Annotated in this window: 19 protein-coding genes; 10 read left to right on the plus strand and 9 right to left on the minus strand. The window is 53.8% G+C overall.

The annotated features are described in order from the left end of the window. The 3 genes from MKZ79_RS04710 to MKZ79_RS04720 all read left to right on the plus strand — a co-directional run bounded on the left by MKZ79_RS04710 (position 1) and on the right by MKZ79_RS04720 (position 2,228). Positions 1 to 288 (plus strand): DUF1330 domain-containing protein, encoded by a 288-nt coding sequence (locus tag MKZ79_RS04710; RefSeq protein ID WP_336140444.1) that lies wholly within the window; start codon positions 1 to 3, stop codon positions 286 to 288. 265 nt (positions 289 to 553) lie between these two features. Then, entirely contained in the window at positions 554 to 871 is a 318-nt protein-coding gene (locus MKZ79_RS04715) for a DUF1471 domain-containing protein (protein WP_336140445.1), read from the plus strand. Between the two features lie 232 nt (positions 872 to 1,103). Beyond that, on the plus strand, positions 1,104 to 2,228 hold the full coding sequence (locus MKZ79_RS04720) for an amidohydrolase (protein ID WP_336141347.1): 1,125 nt from the start codon (positions 1,104 to 1,106) through the stop codon (positions 2,226 to 2,228). Between the two features lie 51 nt (positions 2,229 to 2,279). Here MKZ79_RS04720 and MKZ79_RS04725 read toward each other — a convergent pair whose 3' ends face one another. From MKZ79_RS04725 to MKZ79_RS04735, 3 genes are all read right to left on the minus strand, one after another. Beyond that, positions 2,280 to 3,029: a DeoR family transcriptional regulator gene (locus tag MKZ79_RS04725; protein WP_336140446.1), complete on the minus strand. Its 750-nt coding sequence runs from the start codon at positions 3,027 to 3,029 to the stop codon at positions 2,280 to 2,282. A gap of 92 nt (positions 3,030 to 3,121) precedes the next feature. After that, positions 3,122 to 4,384, minus strand: a complete 1,263-nt coding sequence (locus MKZ79_RS04730) for a YbiU family protein (protein ID WP_336140447.1) — start codon at positions 4,382 to 4,384, stop codon at positions 3,122 to 3,124. Between the two features lie 161 nt (positions 4,385 to 4,545). After that, positions 4,546 to 5,148, minus strand: coding sequence for a helix-turn-helix domain-containing protein (locus tag MKZ79_RS04735; RefSeq protein ID WP_336140448.1), 603 nt, complete (start codon positions 5,146 to 5,148; stop codon positions 4,546 to 4,548). A 43-nt stretch (positions 5,149 to 5,191) separates the two neighbouring features. Between MKZ79_RS04735 and MKZ79_RS04740 the strand changes: the two genes are divergently transcribed. Beyond that, positions 5,192 to 5,887 (plus strand): B3/B4 domain-containing protein, encoded by a 696-nt coding sequence (locus MKZ79_RS04740; protein WP_336140449.1) that lies wholly within the window; start codon positions 5,192 to 5,194, stop codon positions 5,885 to 5,887. A gap of 20 nt (positions 5,888 to 5,907) precedes the next feature. Further along, positions 5,908 to 6,801, plus strand: coding sequence for a dihydrodipicolinate synthase family protein (locus tag MKZ79_RS04745; RefSeq protein WP_336140450.1), 894 nt, complete (start codon positions 5,908 to 5,910; stop codon positions 6,799 to 6,801). Between the two features lie 126 nt (positions 6,802 to 6,927). Here the strand turns inward: MKZ79_RS04745 and MKZ79_RS04750 are convergent, their stop codons facing one another. Beyond that, a complete protein-coding gene (locus MKZ79_RS04750; protein ID WP_442897123.1) occupies positions 6,928 to 7,665 on the minus strand; it encodes an HPP family protein in 738 nt (245 codons plus the stop codon). A gap of 76 nt (positions 7,666 to 7,741) precedes the next feature. Further along, the gene (locus MKZ79_RS04755) at positions 7,742 to 8,440 is read right to left on the minus strand and encodes a DUF421 domain-containing protein (protein ID WP_336140452.1); all 699 of its coding nucleotides are present in this window, start codon (positions 8,438 to 8,440) and stop codon (positions 7,742 to 7,744) included. Positions 8,441 to 8,610: 170 nt separating this feature from the next. Here MKZ79_RS04755 and MKZ79_RS04760 point away from each other — a divergent pair, with 170 nt between their 5' ends. After that, entirely contained in the window at positions 8,611 to 9,189 is a 579-nt protein-coding gene (locus MKZ79_RS04760) for a DUF1349 domain-containing protein (RefSeq protein ID WP_336140453.1), read from the plus strand. Between the two features lie 575 nt (positions 9,190 to 9,764). Further along, the gene (locus tag MKZ79_RS04765) at positions 9,765 to 11,264 is read left to right on the plus strand and encodes a putative bifunctional diguanylate cyclase/phosphodiesterase (protein WP_336140454.1); all 1,500 of its coding nucleotides are present in this window, start codon (positions 9,765 to 9,767) and stop codon (positions 11,262 to 11,264) included. 315 nt (positions 11,265 to 11,579) lie between these two features. On the opposite strand, the gene MKZ79_RS04770 is transcribed toward MKZ79_RS04765, so the two are convergent. Together MKZ79_RS04770 and MKZ79_RS04775 are read right to left on the minus strand one after the other, a co-directional pair. Further along, positions 11,580 to 12,152, minus strand: coding sequence for a C40 family peptidase (locus MKZ79_RS04770; protein ID WP_336140455.1), 573 nt, complete (start codon positions 12,150 to 12,152; stop codon positions 11,580 to 11,582). A gap of 194 nt (positions 12,153 to 12,346) precedes the next feature. Then, positions 12,347 to 13,027 carry a haloacid dehalogenase type II gene (locus MKZ79_RS04775; RefSeq protein WP_336140456.1) on the minus strand — a complete coding sequence of 227 codons (681 nt, stop codon included), beginning with the start codon at positions 13,025 to 13,027 and terminating at the stop codon, positions 12,347 to 12,349. A gap of 56 nt (positions 13,028 to 13,083) precedes the next feature. Between MKZ79_RS04775 and MKZ79_RS04780 the strand changes: the two genes are divergently transcribed. Both MKZ79_RS04780 and MKZ79_RS04785 read left to right on the plus strand, forming a co-directional pair. Continuing rightward, the gene (locus MKZ79_RS04780; RefSeq protein ID WP_336140457.1) at positions 13,084 to 13,212 is read left to right on the plus strand and encodes a hypothetical protein; all 129 of its coding nucleotides are present in this window, start codon (positions 13,084 to 13,086) and stop codon (positions 13,210 to 13,212) included. Between the two features lie 19 nt (positions 13,213 to 13,231). Beyond that, positions 13,232 to 14,260: a tyrosine-type recombinase/integrase gene (locus tag MKZ79_RS04785; RefSeq protein WP_336140458.1), complete on the plus strand. Its 1,029-nt coding sequence runs from the start codon at positions 13,232 to 13,234 to the stop codon at positions 14,258 to 14,260. A gap of 38 nt (positions 14,261 to 14,298) precedes the next feature. On the opposite strand, the gene MKZ79_RS04790 is transcribed toward MKZ79_RS04785, so the two are convergent. Continuing rightward, complete coding sequence (locus tag MKZ79_RS04790; protein ID WP_336140459.1) at positions 14,299 to 15,228, minus strand: ABC transporter substrate-binding protein; 930 nt, start codon at positions 15,226 to 15,228, stop codon at positions 14,299 to 14,301. Positions 15,229 to 16,148: 920 nt separating this feature from the next. Between MKZ79_RS04790 and MKZ79_RS04795 the strand changes: the two genes are divergently transcribed. Then, complete coding sequence (locus MKZ79_RS04795) at positions 16,149 to 16,280, plus strand: hypothetical protein (protein ID WP_336140460.1); 132 nt, start codon at positions 16,149 to 16,151, stop codon at positions 16,278 to 16,280. 470 nt (positions 16,281 to 16,750) lie between these two features. Here MKZ79_RS04795 and MKZ79_RS04800 read toward each other — a convergent pair whose 3' ends face one another. Then, a complete protein-coding gene (locus MKZ79_RS04800; RefSeq protein ID WP_336140461.1) occupies positions 16,751 to 17,104 on the minus strand; it encodes a hypothetical protein in 354 nt (117 codons plus the stop codon). Positions 17,105 to 17,109: the final 5 nt, after the last annotated feature.

The raw sequence follows: 17,109 nt of genomic DNA on the forward strand, positions 1-17,109 counted from the left end.
ATGGCGGCGTACTGGATAGCTCACGTAACGGTTAAAGATCCGCAGCAGTATAAAAATTATATGGCGCTGGCGCCGCAGGCTTTTCAAAAATATAACGCCCGGTTTTTAGCGCGCGGCGAAAAAGCCGAGACGCTGGAAGGTCAACATTTTATTAAGCATGTGCTGATTGAATTTGCGGATTATCAATCCGCGCTGGATTGCTACCATTCGGCAGAGTACAGCAAAGCGAGAAAAGAGCGAGAAAATATCGCCGAGGCGATGATTACTATTGTCGATGGTATAGATTAGCTCTTCTGCCGCGCCCTTTTCTCTGTAAAGGGCGTGACTGACGCACTGAATCGTGCGGTCGCGCCAAAATGTAATCAAATGCAAAAAACTCCTTACTCCTTTCCCTCAAATGTGAGTGAAGTTTTCACCAGCCCAAATTAGCAGTAATAGCTAAATGCCGCCGGCGGAAAAGGCGTTTTATTACTCCTGAAGGTTACCTTTCATTAACATATGCCGATATTTCACAACAACCCTCTGTCGGGTTTGGTTCATGAGGAGCAAGACGATGAAAGCCTTAGTTCAGGATGTGCTCTCAATATTTTCCGCTAAATCCATTGAGCCGGTGCTGGTGCGCCCGGGCCTTTCTCACCGTGAGAAAGCCTCGATTACCCCGGTCGGCGTAACGGAAGTCAGCTGGGCAACCTCGCACGAGGAGCTGCACGACGCGCTGGTAAAAAAAACGCTGGCCGCCGGCGCCGTCGGCTATCACATCACCCATGTTGAATCCCATAAGCCGGGCCATGACGAGCAGTCGGTGCTGGCCGCCACCGCTACGCTCTACAGTGTTGACGACAAGCTGGCGCAGGACGACTGGCTACTCTAGCCGCGTCAGTTGCTGATACCGCCTCTTTCCCGCGCGCCCTGTTGCTGCATGAAGTCGCGCAGGCCAATGCCCAATTCCGCCAATGCTTTACAGGAATAGAGATATGGCAACCTCCTGAAGGCTGGTAGGCTCTGACGCTTATCAACCCTTCAGGGAGTCTGCCGTGGCCGTTTTCAATTCTGCCGAAAAGGCGAACAGCCGTTTCACGCACGAGCGCGACTGTGCCGACTATTTGTTGGCCGTTCGCCACCATCTGCACCGTTTCCCTGAACTGTCGAACCAGGAGTTCGCCACCACCGCTTATCTGCGCAAGCAGTTGGCGGATCACGCTATCCACGTAATGGATCTGCCGCTGGCCACCGGCCTGGTCGCGGAGGTGCGTGGCGAACAGCCAGGCCCGCTGGTGATACTGCGTAGCGACATTGACGCGCTGCCGATCGAAGAGCAGTCCGATGAGGCTTTCCGTTCGCAAAATCCCGGCGTGATGCACGCTTGTGGTCACGATTTTCACGCCTCGGCAGCGCTGGGCGCGGCGATCTTACTGCAGCAGCAGCGCTCGCGGCTGGCAGGCTGCGTGCGTATTTTGTTTCAGCCCGCAGAGGAGATCGGTCAGGGCGCGCCAGCCATACTGGCAAGCGGCGCGCTGAATGACGCCAGCGTGATCTTTGGTCTGCATAACGATCCTGGCCTGCCGGTTGGCGTAGTGGGATGCAAAGCGGGCGCGCTGACGGCGGGCGTCGATCGTTTTGCCATTCGTATTAAAGGTACTGGCACGCACGCGGCGCGTCCGCATGAAGGTAACGATCCGATCGTGATCGCCGGTCAGCTGATTACCGCGCTGCAAACGCTGATCGCGCGCAATCTGCCTTCCGATCAAAACGCCGTGGTTTCTGTTACCCAAGTTCACAGCGGCACCACCTGGAACGTGATCCCGGAAGAGGCCTGGCTGGAAGGGACAATTCGTACCTTCAGCGATGAAAGTCGGACGCTGCTGGAGAGGCGCCTGCGTCAACTACTGCACGGATTGGGTGTGTCGTTCAATGCCGACATCGCGCTGGAGTGGCTGCCGGGGCCGCCTTCGGTCTGCAACGACGAGCGCTGGGCGGCTTTCGCGCTGGAACAGGCGACCCTCTGCGGGCTGGAAGCCCGTGTTGTCGAGGCCAGCCCAATCGGCGAAGATTTCGCTTTTTATCAGCAGCGCGTTCCCGTCGCTTTTGTGATGGTGGGCTCCGGCGGCCCGTGGCCGCTGCATCATCCGCAGTTTCGCGTTGATGACGCCGCCCTCTTTCCAGCGGCCCGCTATCTGGCAGCGCTGGCGCTGGCGGCCGGACAGCAGCTGGCGGCCAGCGTCGGCTAGCCTGAGTCTGTCAAAGGCTGCCGATCCGATCGAAACGGCGCGCCGGGCTTATTACTCAGGGCCGATGATATCGACAAGCAGTCCCTGTGCCTCGAGCGTTTCTCTGCAGGCATCGGGAAGCTCGCTGTCGGTAATGAGGTGGCTGAAAGGCGCTTCGGGCGCCAGCGGATAGGGATGGATCTGCCCGAATTTCGACGAGTCGGTGAGCGCCACCTTATGCGTATTTTTAAGCATTACGGCGTTGATCACGTCACAGCGCAGCATATTACGTCCGGTAAAGCCGGTTTCCCTATCCCATCCGTCGACGCCAATAAACGCCTTATGGAAGTTGAGGTTCTGAATGCAAAGCCGGGTCAGCGGCCCCACGACGGATTCGCTGCTTTTCTGATAGAGGCCGCCGAGAATAATGACGTCTGCGCCCGTGTCTCTCAGCAGCGTGGCGATGTAGTGGCTGACCGTCACAATGGTAATATCCTGCCTTGCGCTGAGCTCTCTCGCCAGCAGCGCGTTGGTGCTGCCACCTTCGATAAATACCACTTCGCCCGCGTTAACCAGCGAAGCGGCATGCTCTGCCAGCCGCTTTTTGATGGCGTAACGGGTGCGCATTCTGGAACCCACGTCATCGCTTTCGGGCGCCACGGCCGAACCGTGCACGCGCCGCAGAAAACCGCCCTTTTCCAGCACGTTCAGATCCTGACGTACCGTTACCTCGGAAACCCCGGTGATTTGAGCAAGTTCGCTGACGCTGACGCTGCCGCGTTCACTGACGAGCTGAATAATAGTCTGGTGACGTAAGTTCATAGTGCCTGCCGGTAAGCTTTTTTCTTAAGCTTACCAGAAAGATAAGCCGCGATATACGCAACAGGCCCGCCGCAAGCGGGCCATAAAAGCGCTTACGCCAGCCCCAGGCTGCGGCGGCCGTTTGCGTTAAGTTCGTCCGGCGTGAAGCGGTTCTTCCAGGCGATCTCATAGTCTTCTTTGGGAAAATCGGCGGGCGACTCGCCTGACGCCAGCGCTTTGGCGACGTTCGCGGCGCAGGCGGCGTTTTTAGCGCAGAGAGGCGCTGCCGGGATATACATCACGTTTCCCCAACCCTGCTGGTTTTCCACCGGCGCCACCGCATGGATCACGTCGCAATGCCACCACACGGAATCGCCGGCCTGTAGCGAAGGTATAGAGCAGAGCCCCTGAATCAGCTCAGGATGCCACTTTTCCGACACGGGCAGGACTTTGCCGGGCGTGACGCCGCACAAATCCTCTTCCGGCACGTCTTGCAGCAGCGGACGCAGCAGCAGCAAAGCCATGGCTTCCGGCACCGGCACCACGTGCACCAGCCCCTGGCCGATTTGCATATCGGAGAGCGCCGTCCAGCCCTGGAAAGTGCGGAAAGCGGAACATTTTGTCGTGGTGCCCGCTTCATACTCATTCACCTCGGTGCGCCATGCCGCGTCCCAGGGATCGTACTCGGCAAAACGGCCATCGAAAACATGACGAAACACCTGCTGATAAGCGGGAAGCAGCCAGCGCTCCAGCGCGCCGGAATCGGTATGGGCGCCCAGCCCTTTTGATGTCGTGCCCGGCAAACGGCGCCGGATACGATCGGGATAAATAATGCTCACGTCCGGCTCGAACCAGCGCTGGCCTGCCGATTCAAACTTCCACAGTCGGTTCAGAAAAGACTGGGTTTGCGCCATCGCCTCGCTCTGACGCGCTTCCATCTGCGCCTCAGACCAGTAAATGGGATAAATTTCAGGACGCGAGGCGTCGAGACTGCCGAAAAAGTTGTCGCCCGGCCCGTTATAGACGCGGTCGAAGTCGTTGCTGTCCAGATAGCTCAGCATCGATTTATCCCATGCCAGCGCCTTCTCCCGGCTGAAATTTTGCCTGACCACGACGCAACCTCTGCGGCGTATATGCGCTTTAACCTCTTCGGAAATACGCCCTGCAGCGATATCCGCGTAGGCGATCTCCGGCCAGGCGGTGCCTTTCTGCTTTTCTTCCTCTCGGGCCGCGTTAATTTCGCTGACGATCTTCTGCTGAACCTGGGCGAAAAGCGCCTCCACGTCGCCGATTTCCGCTCTAAGCGCTTTCTTTAACTGGCGCACAGACGCCTTGTAATCTTCTGGCTGATGCACTGAGGTAAAGCGGGTAGCCATAATTTCCTCCGGTGGCTGATGAGGGTTTGCTTTCATTCGAAATTAAATTATTCTTCATTCATAACCTATGCATAAAATTTAACAACGACGTAACAGCAAAAATTTGCACAACCTCACAGTTAAGTGCGCAAACGCCTCAGGCAGTGCCAGTAACTCTCTCTTCAGGATGCTTTCTCATGTACTGTCATGATGAAGACCAAAGGGCTCTCTCCCTGGTTTTCGTAGAAATGAGGAACGTCCGTCCTGGCCGTTGCCGAACAGCCGGTCTCCACCAGATACAGGTGATCCTGTACGCCAAGTGTGAGCGTGCCCGTTTGTACATATAACAGTTCAAGCGTTGCTTCCGGGTGACCGGGTGAAGCAAATTTTTCCCCTGGCTGCATTTCCCACATCCACAGCTCTGTCATATCGGGGCCGCCAGATCCTGCGAGCAGCCTTGCTCTCCCGCCTTTTTCGCCTTCCCACAATTGAGGGATCTCATCCTCAGCAATGAGATGCACGGTCGGTTTAGCGCTGACATCTACGACGTCAGCCACCGAAACACCCATTGCGGCAGCGAGGCGACATAACAGGGCAATGCTGGGATTCGCCCGGCACCCTTCAATCTCAACCAGCGCGCCCTTGCTGACGCCCGCCCGACGAGACAGTTCATCGAGTGAGATTTTCTTTTGCTTGCGATACAGCTTAATCCGCTGAGATACGGCTTCATTCACGGTGCTGACGATAGAATTCGCATCGGTCATTAAATTGACTTTTTTGGTCATTGGTCATTATCATGGAATAAATTGGTCATTACAGGATTATCACGTGCCAACAGTCTCTCCGTCAATTGCACCAGAAATTTACCATATCGCACCAGGCTTTCGGGCGCTCAGTATCTACGTAAAAGCTGCGCCGGTGCTGAACCCTGGTGCAGGAGAAAAGGTGCTGCAAGAAGCCTGTGAAGCGGTTCTGGCTGGCGAGCCTGAATGGGCGGAATCTCATCTGGCCGCCTGGGCTGCGGTTTTCCAGACGTTTGGTGTTAAACCGAAACGCACGCCATGTTCAGCGGATGCGTTACGTAAGCGCGTATTGCGTGACGGTACGATGCCCGCGCTCGATCCCATCGTTGATCTTTATAACGCCGTTAGCCTGCGCTATGCCGTTCCTGTGGGTGGAGAGAATATCGCTGCCTATCAAGGTTTACCGCGTCTGGCTGTGGCAAAAGGTACAGAGCCTTTTGATACCGTCAAAGACGGCGAAACCGCCATTGAATATCCTTCGCAAGGTGAGGTTATCTGGTGCGATGATGCTGGTGTGACCTGCCGTCGCTGGAATTGGCGACAGGGGATAAGAACCCGTCTGGGCGTTGAAGCTCAGCAAATGTGGTTCATTCTGGAGAGTCTGCCGCAGATGCCGCTGGAGAAGCTTCACGAAGCCGGAAAAATGCTGACCGATGGCCTTGAAAAAATGATGCCGGGTCTGTGGTTTGAGGCGGCTCTCATCGAAGAACAATGCCAGTAATATCATTCAGGAGAAATACAATGTTCACCGGCTTGTCCGCTTTCCCGTTAACCCCGATCGCCGCCAGCGGCGTCGACGAAGAGGGGTTCAGTAAGATTCTGGCCCGTCTTACGGCGGCCCATGTTGATTCGATGGGCATTCTGGGTTCAACCGGAAGCTATGCGTATCTGACCCGGGAGCAGCGCCATCGCATCGCGACGCTGGCGAAACAGCTTGCCGGAGATATTCCTGTGATGGTTTGCGTGGGGGCAGTCAGTACTGACGCCATCCTGCATCTGGCCGATGATGCGCAGGCCGCAGGCGCGGATGCCCTGCTGCTTCCGGCGGTCAGCTACCAGTCACTCCGTGATGAAGAGGTCTTCGCGCTTTTTGAGACGGTGACCCGGTACGCATCTGTTCCGGTCTGTGTTTATGATAATCCTGGCACTACCCATTTTACATTTACGGATGAACTGCACGGTCGTCTGTCATCGCTGGAGGGGGTTCGTTCGGTTAAGATCCCGGGTGTTCCAAATAACCCGGCTGCGGCCGCTGAGCGGGTGAATGCGTTACGCAAACATCTTCGTCCGGGAGTGACAATCGGTATCAGTGGCGATGCGTATGCAGGGCTGGGATTAAACGCAGGCTGTGAGGTCTGGTACTCCGTGTGCGGCGGTCTGTTCCCGCAAACAGCAAAACAGATCACGGAGGCAGCTGCAGCCCGGGATCATACCCGCGTCACGGCACTGACAACCCGGCTCGAACCGTTGTGGGCGCTGTTCCGTAAGCATGGCGCAAGTATTCGCGTTATTGCCGCTGCCGCTGGTGTGCTTGGCCTGACCGATACGGATTGCCTGCCCCGCCCTCTGCAGCCGTTGTCAGCAGGCGATATCGCAGATATTGCCCGTGTAATAACGGCACTGGAGCTGAAGTAACTCCCCTGGCTTGCCGGTGCTTCTGAAACCCAACCCGGCAATAATCTTCATAACCCTGAGCGTCCGTAAAAGCTGATGGCTGATAAAACGGCTGAGGCTTTCGTTCGTAACCTCAGCCTTTGAGGGTTATCTGCCCTTACCGGCCGCCAGCGCCTGCCGCGCAAAACTTTTTCCTGCCTGACGGGCTAAAGCGATCTCTTCCGCCTGTTGCAAAACCGCCTGCAGATCTTCTTCGTCGATATCCAGGTATTCCCCTTTCATTAAGGCTTCGTGCAGATCCTGGCGCGAGATAGCGACCTCCATATGTACCGGCGCCGGCGGCGCGCTGGCCTGCGGATGCGGATAACGGCGGCCACACAGATTATTGAAAAGGATCGCGACAAACGTCAGCGAAACGGAATTGAGCAGCACCGGCGCAAAGGCGAAATGGTAGCCGCTCATACCTGCTGCATGGCCGCTCAGCACCGTGGTCAGCGCTATCGCGCCGCCGGGCGGATGCAGACAGCGCAGCTTAAACATCAGCGCTACGGACAGGCCAGCAGCAAGCGCCACTGCCAAAGCTGGCTGTTGTACGGCGTGAACAACGGTCAGGCCAGTTAAGGCCGAGATAAAATTGCCGCCGATAACCGACCAGGGCTGGGCCAGCGGGCTGTTTGGCGCGGCGAACAGCAGCACCGCAGAAGCGCCCATTGGCGCGATAAACCAGAGGTTAACCTCGCCCAGCGCCCAGTGGCTGAACAGACTGGCGAACAATAAACCTACTCCCGCGCCAATGCTGGAAACTAACACTTGCCGGGGCGCGACCGCGACGGGACGCGGCCAGAATCTTTTCAGAAAGGAGATTATTTTTATACTGATTGTCATGCAGGCGATATCTTATTTACTAAAAACCGGAGGCGAATAGTCCCTGAATTTATCAACAAAAACAACGTCTGTTCGTTCAGGGAATGCGCGCCTGATTGCTGGCCGGCGTCGCTCTTCTTTGATCGCAGCGGCTGCATTTAAAAGGCTGCGCGTTGAAAATCTGCACCGTATGGCTACAGCGTGTACAGGCATACCAGCCCGGATGCTGAATATCCGTGACGTCTTCAATATAGCGTTTTGGGAAAACCGGCAGCCCGTAGCGAATGTTTTCTGGCGCATAATAATAGATGCTGACTTCACCATCGATTTCCAGAAAAGCCGTTTCAATCTGCCCCAGATGATGAACGCCGCGCTGGCGCAGCATAATAGAAAATTCTTCGTGCGCCAGCTTGTGCCGCCTGTCGTTTTCCCAATAAAGCTCGCCGTTTTCCACCATCAGCAAGGGTTTACCTTCCAGCGCGCGCTGAAAGCGTTCGCTGTGGTTGATTAGCATGATAAAACCCCGATACAGCCCGATAACGATAATAAAGGTCATGACTACCGGCAGCAGCGGCGCATCGGCGTCCAGCGCGGCGTCCCCCGATGCCGAACCTAACGTCAGGATCAGAACCAGTTCGAACAGCGACATTTGCCTGACGCCGCGGCGGCCGATAAAGCGCAAAAAGAAGTAGACCAGCGAAAAGGTGATCAGCGATCTGACGGCGACTTCGCCCAGATAACTCCATGGGTAGTTATTGATCAGAATACGGTTTATATCCATCACATGAACGGTCACGGCTTGCTCTCCAGAAGGAGCAAAGGGAAATCGGCCCTTTGCGATTTTAGTCGCTGAAATCTACCTGTACGCGGCCCGGAAAGCAAAGCTGAACCCCTCAAATACGCTCTTGCTTGCTATAGTTTTCTGCAAGGCCCGCTGGGGCATCCATTTCGACAAAAGGAAAAGCGATGAATATCAAAAATGGTCAGTGGATTAATGAGCCTGCCAGGTGGAGGCTGGATGATGATGCCCTGCTGGTGACCACCGATAAAAGCACGGATTTTTGGCGCGAAACGCATTACGGTTTTGTACGCCATAGCGGCCATCTTTTTGGTTTCAGGGTGAGCGGGGATTTTACGCTGCAGCTCTGCATTGAGGGCGAGTTTGCGGAACTCTACGATCAGGCTGGGCTGATGATAGAGCAAGGCCCGCAGCAGTGGTGCAAGGCCGGGATAGAATTTACGGATAATCACTTTATGCTGAGCAGCGTATTGACCAATGGCAAATCGGACTGGGCAACCGGCCTTTTTCAGGGCAACCCTGAAAAATTCTGGATGAGGGCTACGCTTGAGGGCGAAGTACTACGTCTGCAATATTCAGCCGACAGCGTTACTTGGCCCTTGCTTCGCCTGTGCCCTTTTCCCAAAGCAGAAAATCGGTTTGTCGGCGCCATGTGCTGTACGCCGGAGCGAGAAGGACTGGCTGTTCGCTTTAGCGAGTTTCAGCTGGGTAGGCCTGCTGGCAAAGCGTTGCACGATCTCAGCTAACTCCACGTCGTTCGTGAAGAGAAAACATCCCCGGGCATGACTGAATGCCCATGATTTTCTAACTTATAAAAAGCAGGATGCTAATTAAACTTGCTGTTAGGGTTATTTTAATAAAACAGGCATTAAACCTTCTGCTTTGATTAATTATGGAATACGCTTAACCTCCTGCTGCGCTAAAATATTACGTGAATGATATCCCAAATAAAGATGACTTAACTCAATTCGGCCTGGTGTCGACCAAACTTATTTTCACAATTATTAACCGGATGCTTTTTACGGTTGTTTCCTGCCATAAGGTAAATTTCCCGCTGAGCTCTGCGGCGGCCAATAAAATTTACCTTCAGCGCCTGTTAGTCCGGAGAATGCTGCCGATATAAGATCCATATTCTTTTTCTCTGCCTGACAGCAGGCGGATAGCGAGAAACATGCCGCCAGAAACACACGATTTAATCCGACAGCATTATTCATAGTGCCGCCGCCGGTGTTATGCCAGGGCTCAAATAATAACTATTTACTATTCAACTAATTATATTGCCGGGGGTTTTCAAATGCGCCTGAAACTTTTATGGTTAGCAATGCTAAACATTGCAACTATATTTCTCCTTTCCACCTTGTGGGAATGGGGGCTTGAGGAGTCGATATCCACGCTGTTCGGGCTGGGATACAGCGCCGATTTTGAATATGGCGAAAGAATGAGGTTTATTCTGACCTCTTCCGCCTTTGCTATGCTGGCCATGATCATTCCGGGTCTGCTTATCGCCAGACTTATACGCAAAATGATGACGGCTGAAAAAGAGGCCCTCCGACTGGCCGATACGGATGAACTGACTGGCGTGGGCAATCGTAGAGCATTCAGCGCCCGGATTGCCAGACTCGACGCTGCCGGACTGCCTTATGTGCTGACCTTGCTCGATATTAATGACTTCAAAAGCATCAACGATCTGCACGGACATCATCAGGGCGATGCCGCGCTGGTTTCTCTTGCCCGCCTGCTGGCAGAGTTTGTCGGACCGGATACCCATGCGTTTCGCATCGGTGGCGATGAGTTTGCTATGATCTCCGGCAAAGCTCAGCCCGAAGAAGCCATCGCGATGGCCACCTCTCTCCGGCGGCGTGCGGGGGAAATCCCTACCGGGCCTGATATGTTCCTGGGCGTGTCGGTAGGTATAGCCTGCTCGACCAGCAGTGGACGCTCCGGCATCGTTCGGGCGGCCGATCTGGCCATGTATGAGGCCAAACGGGATAAAACGCAGCCACTGGTGCATTTTTCACCGGATATGGAGCAGCGTTTTCTGCAGAGAGAAAAACTGGAGTATGAAGTGGCCGAGGCAGTCAAAAGACATGCCATCATCCCTTTTCTTCAACCTATTGTCTGCCTGCAAACAGGACGCATTACCGGCTTTGAGATCCTGGCACGATGGATACCTGGCCCCGATAAAGTGATCGCGCCCGCGGTGTTTATTCCCGTGGTAGAAAGGCTGGGACTGATGGACAGCCTGACTTTAGAGCTATTGCAGGCCGTAGTCCTTGTTACCGCCGACTGGCCGGCAGGCCTGCATCTCTCTTTAAATATCACGCCCGAACAGCTGCTCAATTCGGTGCTGACAGAGTGCCTTGCCACTATTATGCAGCAAGCTGAACGCTTAAAGCTGGAGCTGGAAATCACGGAGCAGAATGTCATGACGATTTCCGACGAGGCCAGACGAGCTACCCGCGATCTGCGGGACTGCGGCATCAGCGTGGCGCTGGATGACTTTGGCACCGGTTATTCAAATCTGTCGGTTCTGCTGGGGCTTGGCATTACCCGACTTAAAATTGATCGCTCGTTTATCGCCACCGTGGCGCACGCCTCTCAGCAGCAAAAGGTGGTCGAAACCCTGCTCTCACTATGCCAGGAGCTACAGATAACGGTGACGGCAGAAGGTATCGAAGACGCCGCCACGCTTGAGTGGTTGCAAAAGCGAGGATGTGACTACGGCCAGGGCTATCTTTTCAGTCGCCCCATACCGGCAGAGCAGGCGACCGCTTTGCTTACCTCAGACTACTTTGTTAATGAGCCGGTGCCCGCGCAGTAAGCCAGGGCGCCTCTGGATCAGCGAATTTCCTCCGGATCTATGCTGACTTTATATAATGGGACTTATATAAAGTCAGAATTACCGCGTGATAAACGGCATTAGCGTCAGGTAGTAGATAACGGTGGGAAATTGCGCAGCCTTTTAGCGTGCGCTACGTGAATTCTGACGGATCATCCCCTTAGCGGTTTGCCAGAATTCACGTAGCGCGATCGATTTAGTGCAGGGTAATAATTGAGCAATTAAGGCGGGAAACGCGCAGGCGTAGCAAAAAGAAAAGGCGCGCAGGTCACCGCCTCTTCTGTGATGTGGAGCGATCTAGTTTTTAGCCAGCATATCCTTATTCTGCTCGCCATAATTAAAGGATATCTGCGCCCCATGTTCGTTAGGCAGCCTGCGGGCTTCCAGGAACACGGATTTCCAGTAGACGTTATCCAGCGAAGAGCGCATGACGCCGCGGCTGGCGGAAGCGTGCAGAAAATGCCGATCGGTATCATAAAAACCGACGTGCATCTGGCGATTCACTCGGAAAAAGACCAGGTCGCCAGGCTGTAGGTTTTCCGGCTGAATGCGCTTGCCCATATGGATAAGCTGACTGGTGGTGACGCGCTTCATCGGCAGATTAAAGCGATCCTTGAGCGTGCGCCAGACGAAGCCGGAGCAGTCGACGCCGGAAAGTTCTGTCCCGCCCCATTGATATGGCGTGCCTTCCCATGCGTACATCTGATCGTGTAAAGCCGCGATGACCGGAATAAGATCGGGTTCGCCGGCATGGCTGGCGGTTTCATTCGCCACGCGATGGTTATTTCTGTCGCCAGAATGAGAGGAGCAGCCCGCCAGCGCGAAAAGCGCCAAAACCGTTATCCTGCGAAAAGGGGTTAAATAGTGCATCTGTGCCTGTCCGATTCCTGATTAATTTTCCTGAGTATCTGGAAACATAACGGTTAAAACTGGATAAGTATCATCGTTTTGTTATCGCTATAAATCATGCATTTTTACTTAAATTTACAGCGATTTATTGCACTACATTATGGTTGATTTCTGTTACCAATAACCCGCCAGAATTTGACAAAAACCTGCGGTTTTTACCCTGCGTCCTCAATCGTTATTATGCGCTGTGCCGCCGCCAGCAGATCTTTTTCGACAACGTCCGGCTGCGGGCCAATCTCTAACACCGCATTACCGGGACGAGCGACCAGCGCGCCCTTCCAGCCACAGGCCATTGCTCCCAGAATATCCCAGCTATGAGCCGCAATTAGCCGCAGTGAGCCAGGCTCTTTTCCCAGAGCGTGCGCTACATTAGCGTAATTCTCGGCGGCGGGTTTAAAGCGGCTAACCTCTTCAACGGAAAATTGCTTTTCAAAAAAGTGAGCCAGTCCCGACTGCGCCAGCGTCTGCTGACCAGCCTGTGCGGAAGAGTTAGTGAGTGTGACCATGCGAAAACCGGCGGCGCTAAGTTTCTCCAGCGCGGGCAACGCATCCTGGTGGGCGGGAAGCGCCGCCATTCGATCTCTGAACTCGGTGATATCGCCTGCTGTTAATGACAAACCTCTTATCCTGGCGACCATGTGTAGAACCTCCACCGCAAGCTTGCCAAATGGGAGGTAATCACCGCAAAGCGTCAGCGTCTGCGAGTAAAGAATAAGTTCGGCGAACCACTGACGCATGGCCTGGCGATCGGCAAAAACCCTGACGAAGAGCGGCGTCAGCGCTTCTAAATCGAGGAGCGTTTCATTGACATCAAAAACAAGGACTTCGCTGCGCATACTTATTTCTCAGACCATTTTAAAAGTAAAGTGTAGATGTGGATTTCCCGAAGGCAATGTTGTTGGCAGAATTCGCCAACCTGATGGCGGGCCGCGCCGATAAATCCGGGACAAAGGCCGCCGTTATCGGTAAGATGGCGCCCGAATTTTTAACGGCATCCGCTATTTTCTCTGAATGGACGTAGCGCGATCGGGGCGCATTTTATGGATCAGCTAACGCAGGCCGAAACCTTTTTGCCGATCCTGTCGGCAGATGAAGATATCGCGAAACGGCTTAAGGAATTTGTTCAAGACAAAGAGGCCTTTTCCGACAACACCTGGCGACAGCTATTAAGCGTGATGCGCATCTGCTGGCGATGGGCGGCGGAAAACCAGCGCCCTTTTCTGCCGATGGCGGCGGCGGATCTGCGTGACTATCTCAGTTGGCTACAGCTCTCCGGCCGCGCCTCTTCGACGGTCGCTACCCATGCTTCGCTGATTGCTATGCTGCACCGCAACGCCGGTCTGATCTCGCCTGGCGTTTCCCCGCTGGTTTTTCGCACCCTGAAGAAGATTAACCGATCGGCGGTGGTCGCCGGTGAACGTACGGGCCAGGCGGTGCCGTTCCGGCTGGTCAATCTGCTTGCTTTAGATGAACGTTGGGCCGGGATGTCGCGCAGGCAGGAAACGCGTGACCTGGCTTTTCTGCACGTGGCCTATGGTACGCTGCTGCGACTTAGCGAGCTGGCCCGCTTGCGGGTCGGCGACATTACGCGCGCGGAAGATGGCCGCATTATTCTGGACGTCGGCTGGACGAAAACTATCGTGCAGACCGGCGGGCTGGTCAAAGCCCTGAGCACCCTTTCCAGCCAGCGCCTGACCGAATGGATAAAGGTTGCCGGACTGGCAGGCGAACCGGACGCTTTTCTGTTCTGTCCCGTACACCGTTCCGACAAGGTAAAAATCGTGACGGAAAAACCGCTGACCACGCCTGCGCTGGAGGCCATTTTTATCCGCGCATGGCAGACGGTCGGGCCTGCCCAGCCGGCGAAGGCGAATAAAAAGCGCTATCGCGGCTGGAGCGGCCACAGCGCCCGCGTCGGCGCCGCGCAGGATATGGCGAAACGAGGCTATGCCGTTGCGCAGATTATGCAGGAAGGTACCTGGAAAAAACCGGAAACGCTGATGCGCTATATCCGCAACGTGGATGCGCATCAGGGAGCAATGGTGGATCTGATGGAGCAGGATTTCTGAGCCGACTGCCCGGCTCGCCTGACTATATCCGCACCCTGTCAGCGCACAACCTGGATGCCACGGTAAAAGGTGGGTTCTACCTTCAGCGGTTGGGCAATCAGTCCCTGCTGTTGATAAAAATCTGCCGTCGCCTGCTGCTGAGCAATCGTTTGCGTATCGATGGACTGCCAGTGCGCCTGCCTGCGGCTGAAAGAGAGTTTTACCGCCTCCGGCGGAAAGCCGATGATTTTCGCAAGCGTAGCGGAGTAGCCATCAATATCGGCATAGGCTCGCTGTTCCGCCTGCGCCAGCAGATTGACATAGCTCTGTAGCGCCTCGCGTTTTGCGTTATCGTTCAGCGCGCTGTCTGTCGCCGCCAGGAAACTGTTGCCCGTGGTTAACCCTCGCCCATTTACCAGCACGCGACCGGTAGCGGAGGTTTCCGCCAGCGCGGTATAAGGATCCCAGGTAGCCCAGGCATCAATGGCGCCGCTGGCCAGCGCAATTTTCGCGTCGCCCGGCGTCAGATAGCGGAAATGCACTTCGTCAGCTTTGATGCCTGCCTGCGCCAGCGCTTTCAGCGCTACAAAGTGACCGATAGAACCGCGTCCGGTGCCGATGCTTTTGCCTTTCAGATCGGCGGCGTTACGCAGCGCAGAATCTTTATTCACGACAATGGCCGTGCCGATCGGATCGGATTTATCCACGGCGACGGCTTTAACCTGCGAACCCGCCGCAATAGAAAACAGCAGCGGCGCGTCGCCGATAATACCCACATCCACCGCGCCGGCGTTTAATGCTTCCGCTAACGGCGCGGCGGCCGGGAATTCCGCCCATTCAATATGAAAAGGCAGATTTTTAAGCAAGCCGGACGCCTCAAGCTGCGCGCGCATATTGCCTTTCTGGTCGGCGATTCTGAGAGTAACCGCTTCATCGGCGTAGCTTATTCCGCTGGCGGCCAGCGCGAAAAATAAGAGTAATTTTTTCATTTCACTTTTATCCCTGCCCTAAAAAAATATCAGTAGTTTATTTTTCGCCTTCGCAAAATCCCTGTTTAGTCTGCAAAGGCTCCTGCGCAATCTTTTATCCGGCGTCATAAAGAAAACGCCATCTTATTATTTTTTCGTTATCAGCGGTGAAGATTAGTTATGCCAATATCTCCTTAGTATTATCGCGCAGCAGATTTCGCGACATATCCTGCTGCCGCCGAGGTTGTAGCCAGGGCGATTGCACAAAAAGCCGTCGCAGGCGGTGAGTAGCCGTTTTATCCATATAGCGGGTGAAGTTATCCTTCTTCCGCACGGCCAGACTGAAAAATAAGCTGATTCTTCTTTATAAACAAAGCATTAACCTGAAATAACAACAGGTTACGGCATGGTCTTTTTTTTGACCGCCTTAGCATTACAGATAAACCTTTTATCCACAGAAAATGGGGATTACCTGTGTATAAAAAAGTATAAATCTGCCGCCGTTGCGGTGAAACCCGCTAATTTTGTTGGAAAATTGCGCACACTGCTTTCCTGATAGCAAAAAAGAGGCCAAAAAAATTGCGTACGCGGCCGCAGGTCAATAAAACGGCCTGTTCTCTCCTGGATGGAAGTGGCCTTTTGCTCTGGTGTGAGCGAAAGTTATCCTGTGGAGCATCTACAACACAGATATAGGCTCAAGCTGCTAAAGGAGGTTGACGAGCAAGAAGTGGCCATCCAGTTTATTAACGAAATCGGTACTGACAGGGAAATAGAGAAAATGGTAGCCATTCTAATGGCGGCTTCTATGCTTCTCCTGCCAGCGTACCGGGGTTAGCTTCTGGACTTGTTGGTGTTGGGGAATGTTTTAATAATAGAGGTTCTGACACCACCTCAAACTCTAACTGTTCAGGTAATTCCTGCTGCTGGTAAAGGAAACAGAAATGAAAGGTAAATTAGTACGTGTTATATCTATCTTTGTAGGGATTCTATTGGCATCAGCATTACTTAACGGTTCACGAGTAATGTTTTTGGACTGGTATGCATTCCCTGAAACTTTTTCAGGTTTGCCGTGATGATACTTTGCTTTATAGGCGTTATTAAAGCCCTGGAATGGGTTATATATGTTTTTCATAAATTAACAAAGTAGCGAAAATATTATCACTCACTTTAACATGTTATTCTGGCCGCTTTATGCGGCCTTCTCTCTATTTTAAGATCCCGCTCACCTGCCGTGGCTGGAACGGTGACAATACCGGGACTGGAATATCCGGACACGCATAATATCCAGGTGACTATGGCATCGGAGGAGAAGAACTTACGGGATTCTGTTCCGGTGTTTCCGGGAAATATGCATCCGCCATTCTATGTATACGTGAGCCCGCTGGTAAAGCTACCGGAGATGGCTCCATATCAGCACTTGGCTATCATGTGTATGCTGTGTCGTCACGACAGGCGATGTTACTTCGTTATGGCCAGCCAATTCATCGAACTTTGCACTCTTAAGCATTAACTTATTGATAGTAAGCAAATTTATAGCCCTGCCCTATCCCGGGCGAGCAACTTCACGCCCTGTTGAACGAGGACAAGCATGATGCTGAAGTGTGGCAATATTAAATTGAATACAATTGTATGTTGTAACTATTAAGGCAGGTGTCGATTGCAACCCTGTTTGTCGATGCAACTTTTTATAGCCAATTAACGTTAGTGATAGTGTTGGTGAAATAGCAGAAAAGCCTGCAACCGCCTGACAAAAGTGCGTGTTGATGGAATGAAAAGTGACAGCGTCACGCGAAAGCGAAGGTTTAAGACGGAAAAATCTTGCTAGCCAGTTTGATAATAAACCCGGCCCATCGGCCACTGGCTCAATGAATAAAACGATACTGGCAAATCGGAGCATTAACG

The sequence above is a fragment of the Erwinia sp. CGal63 genome (genome assembly GCF_037026505.1).
GTDB lineage: Bacteria > Pseudomonadota > Gammaproteobacteria > Enterobacterales > Enterobacteriaceae > Erwinia.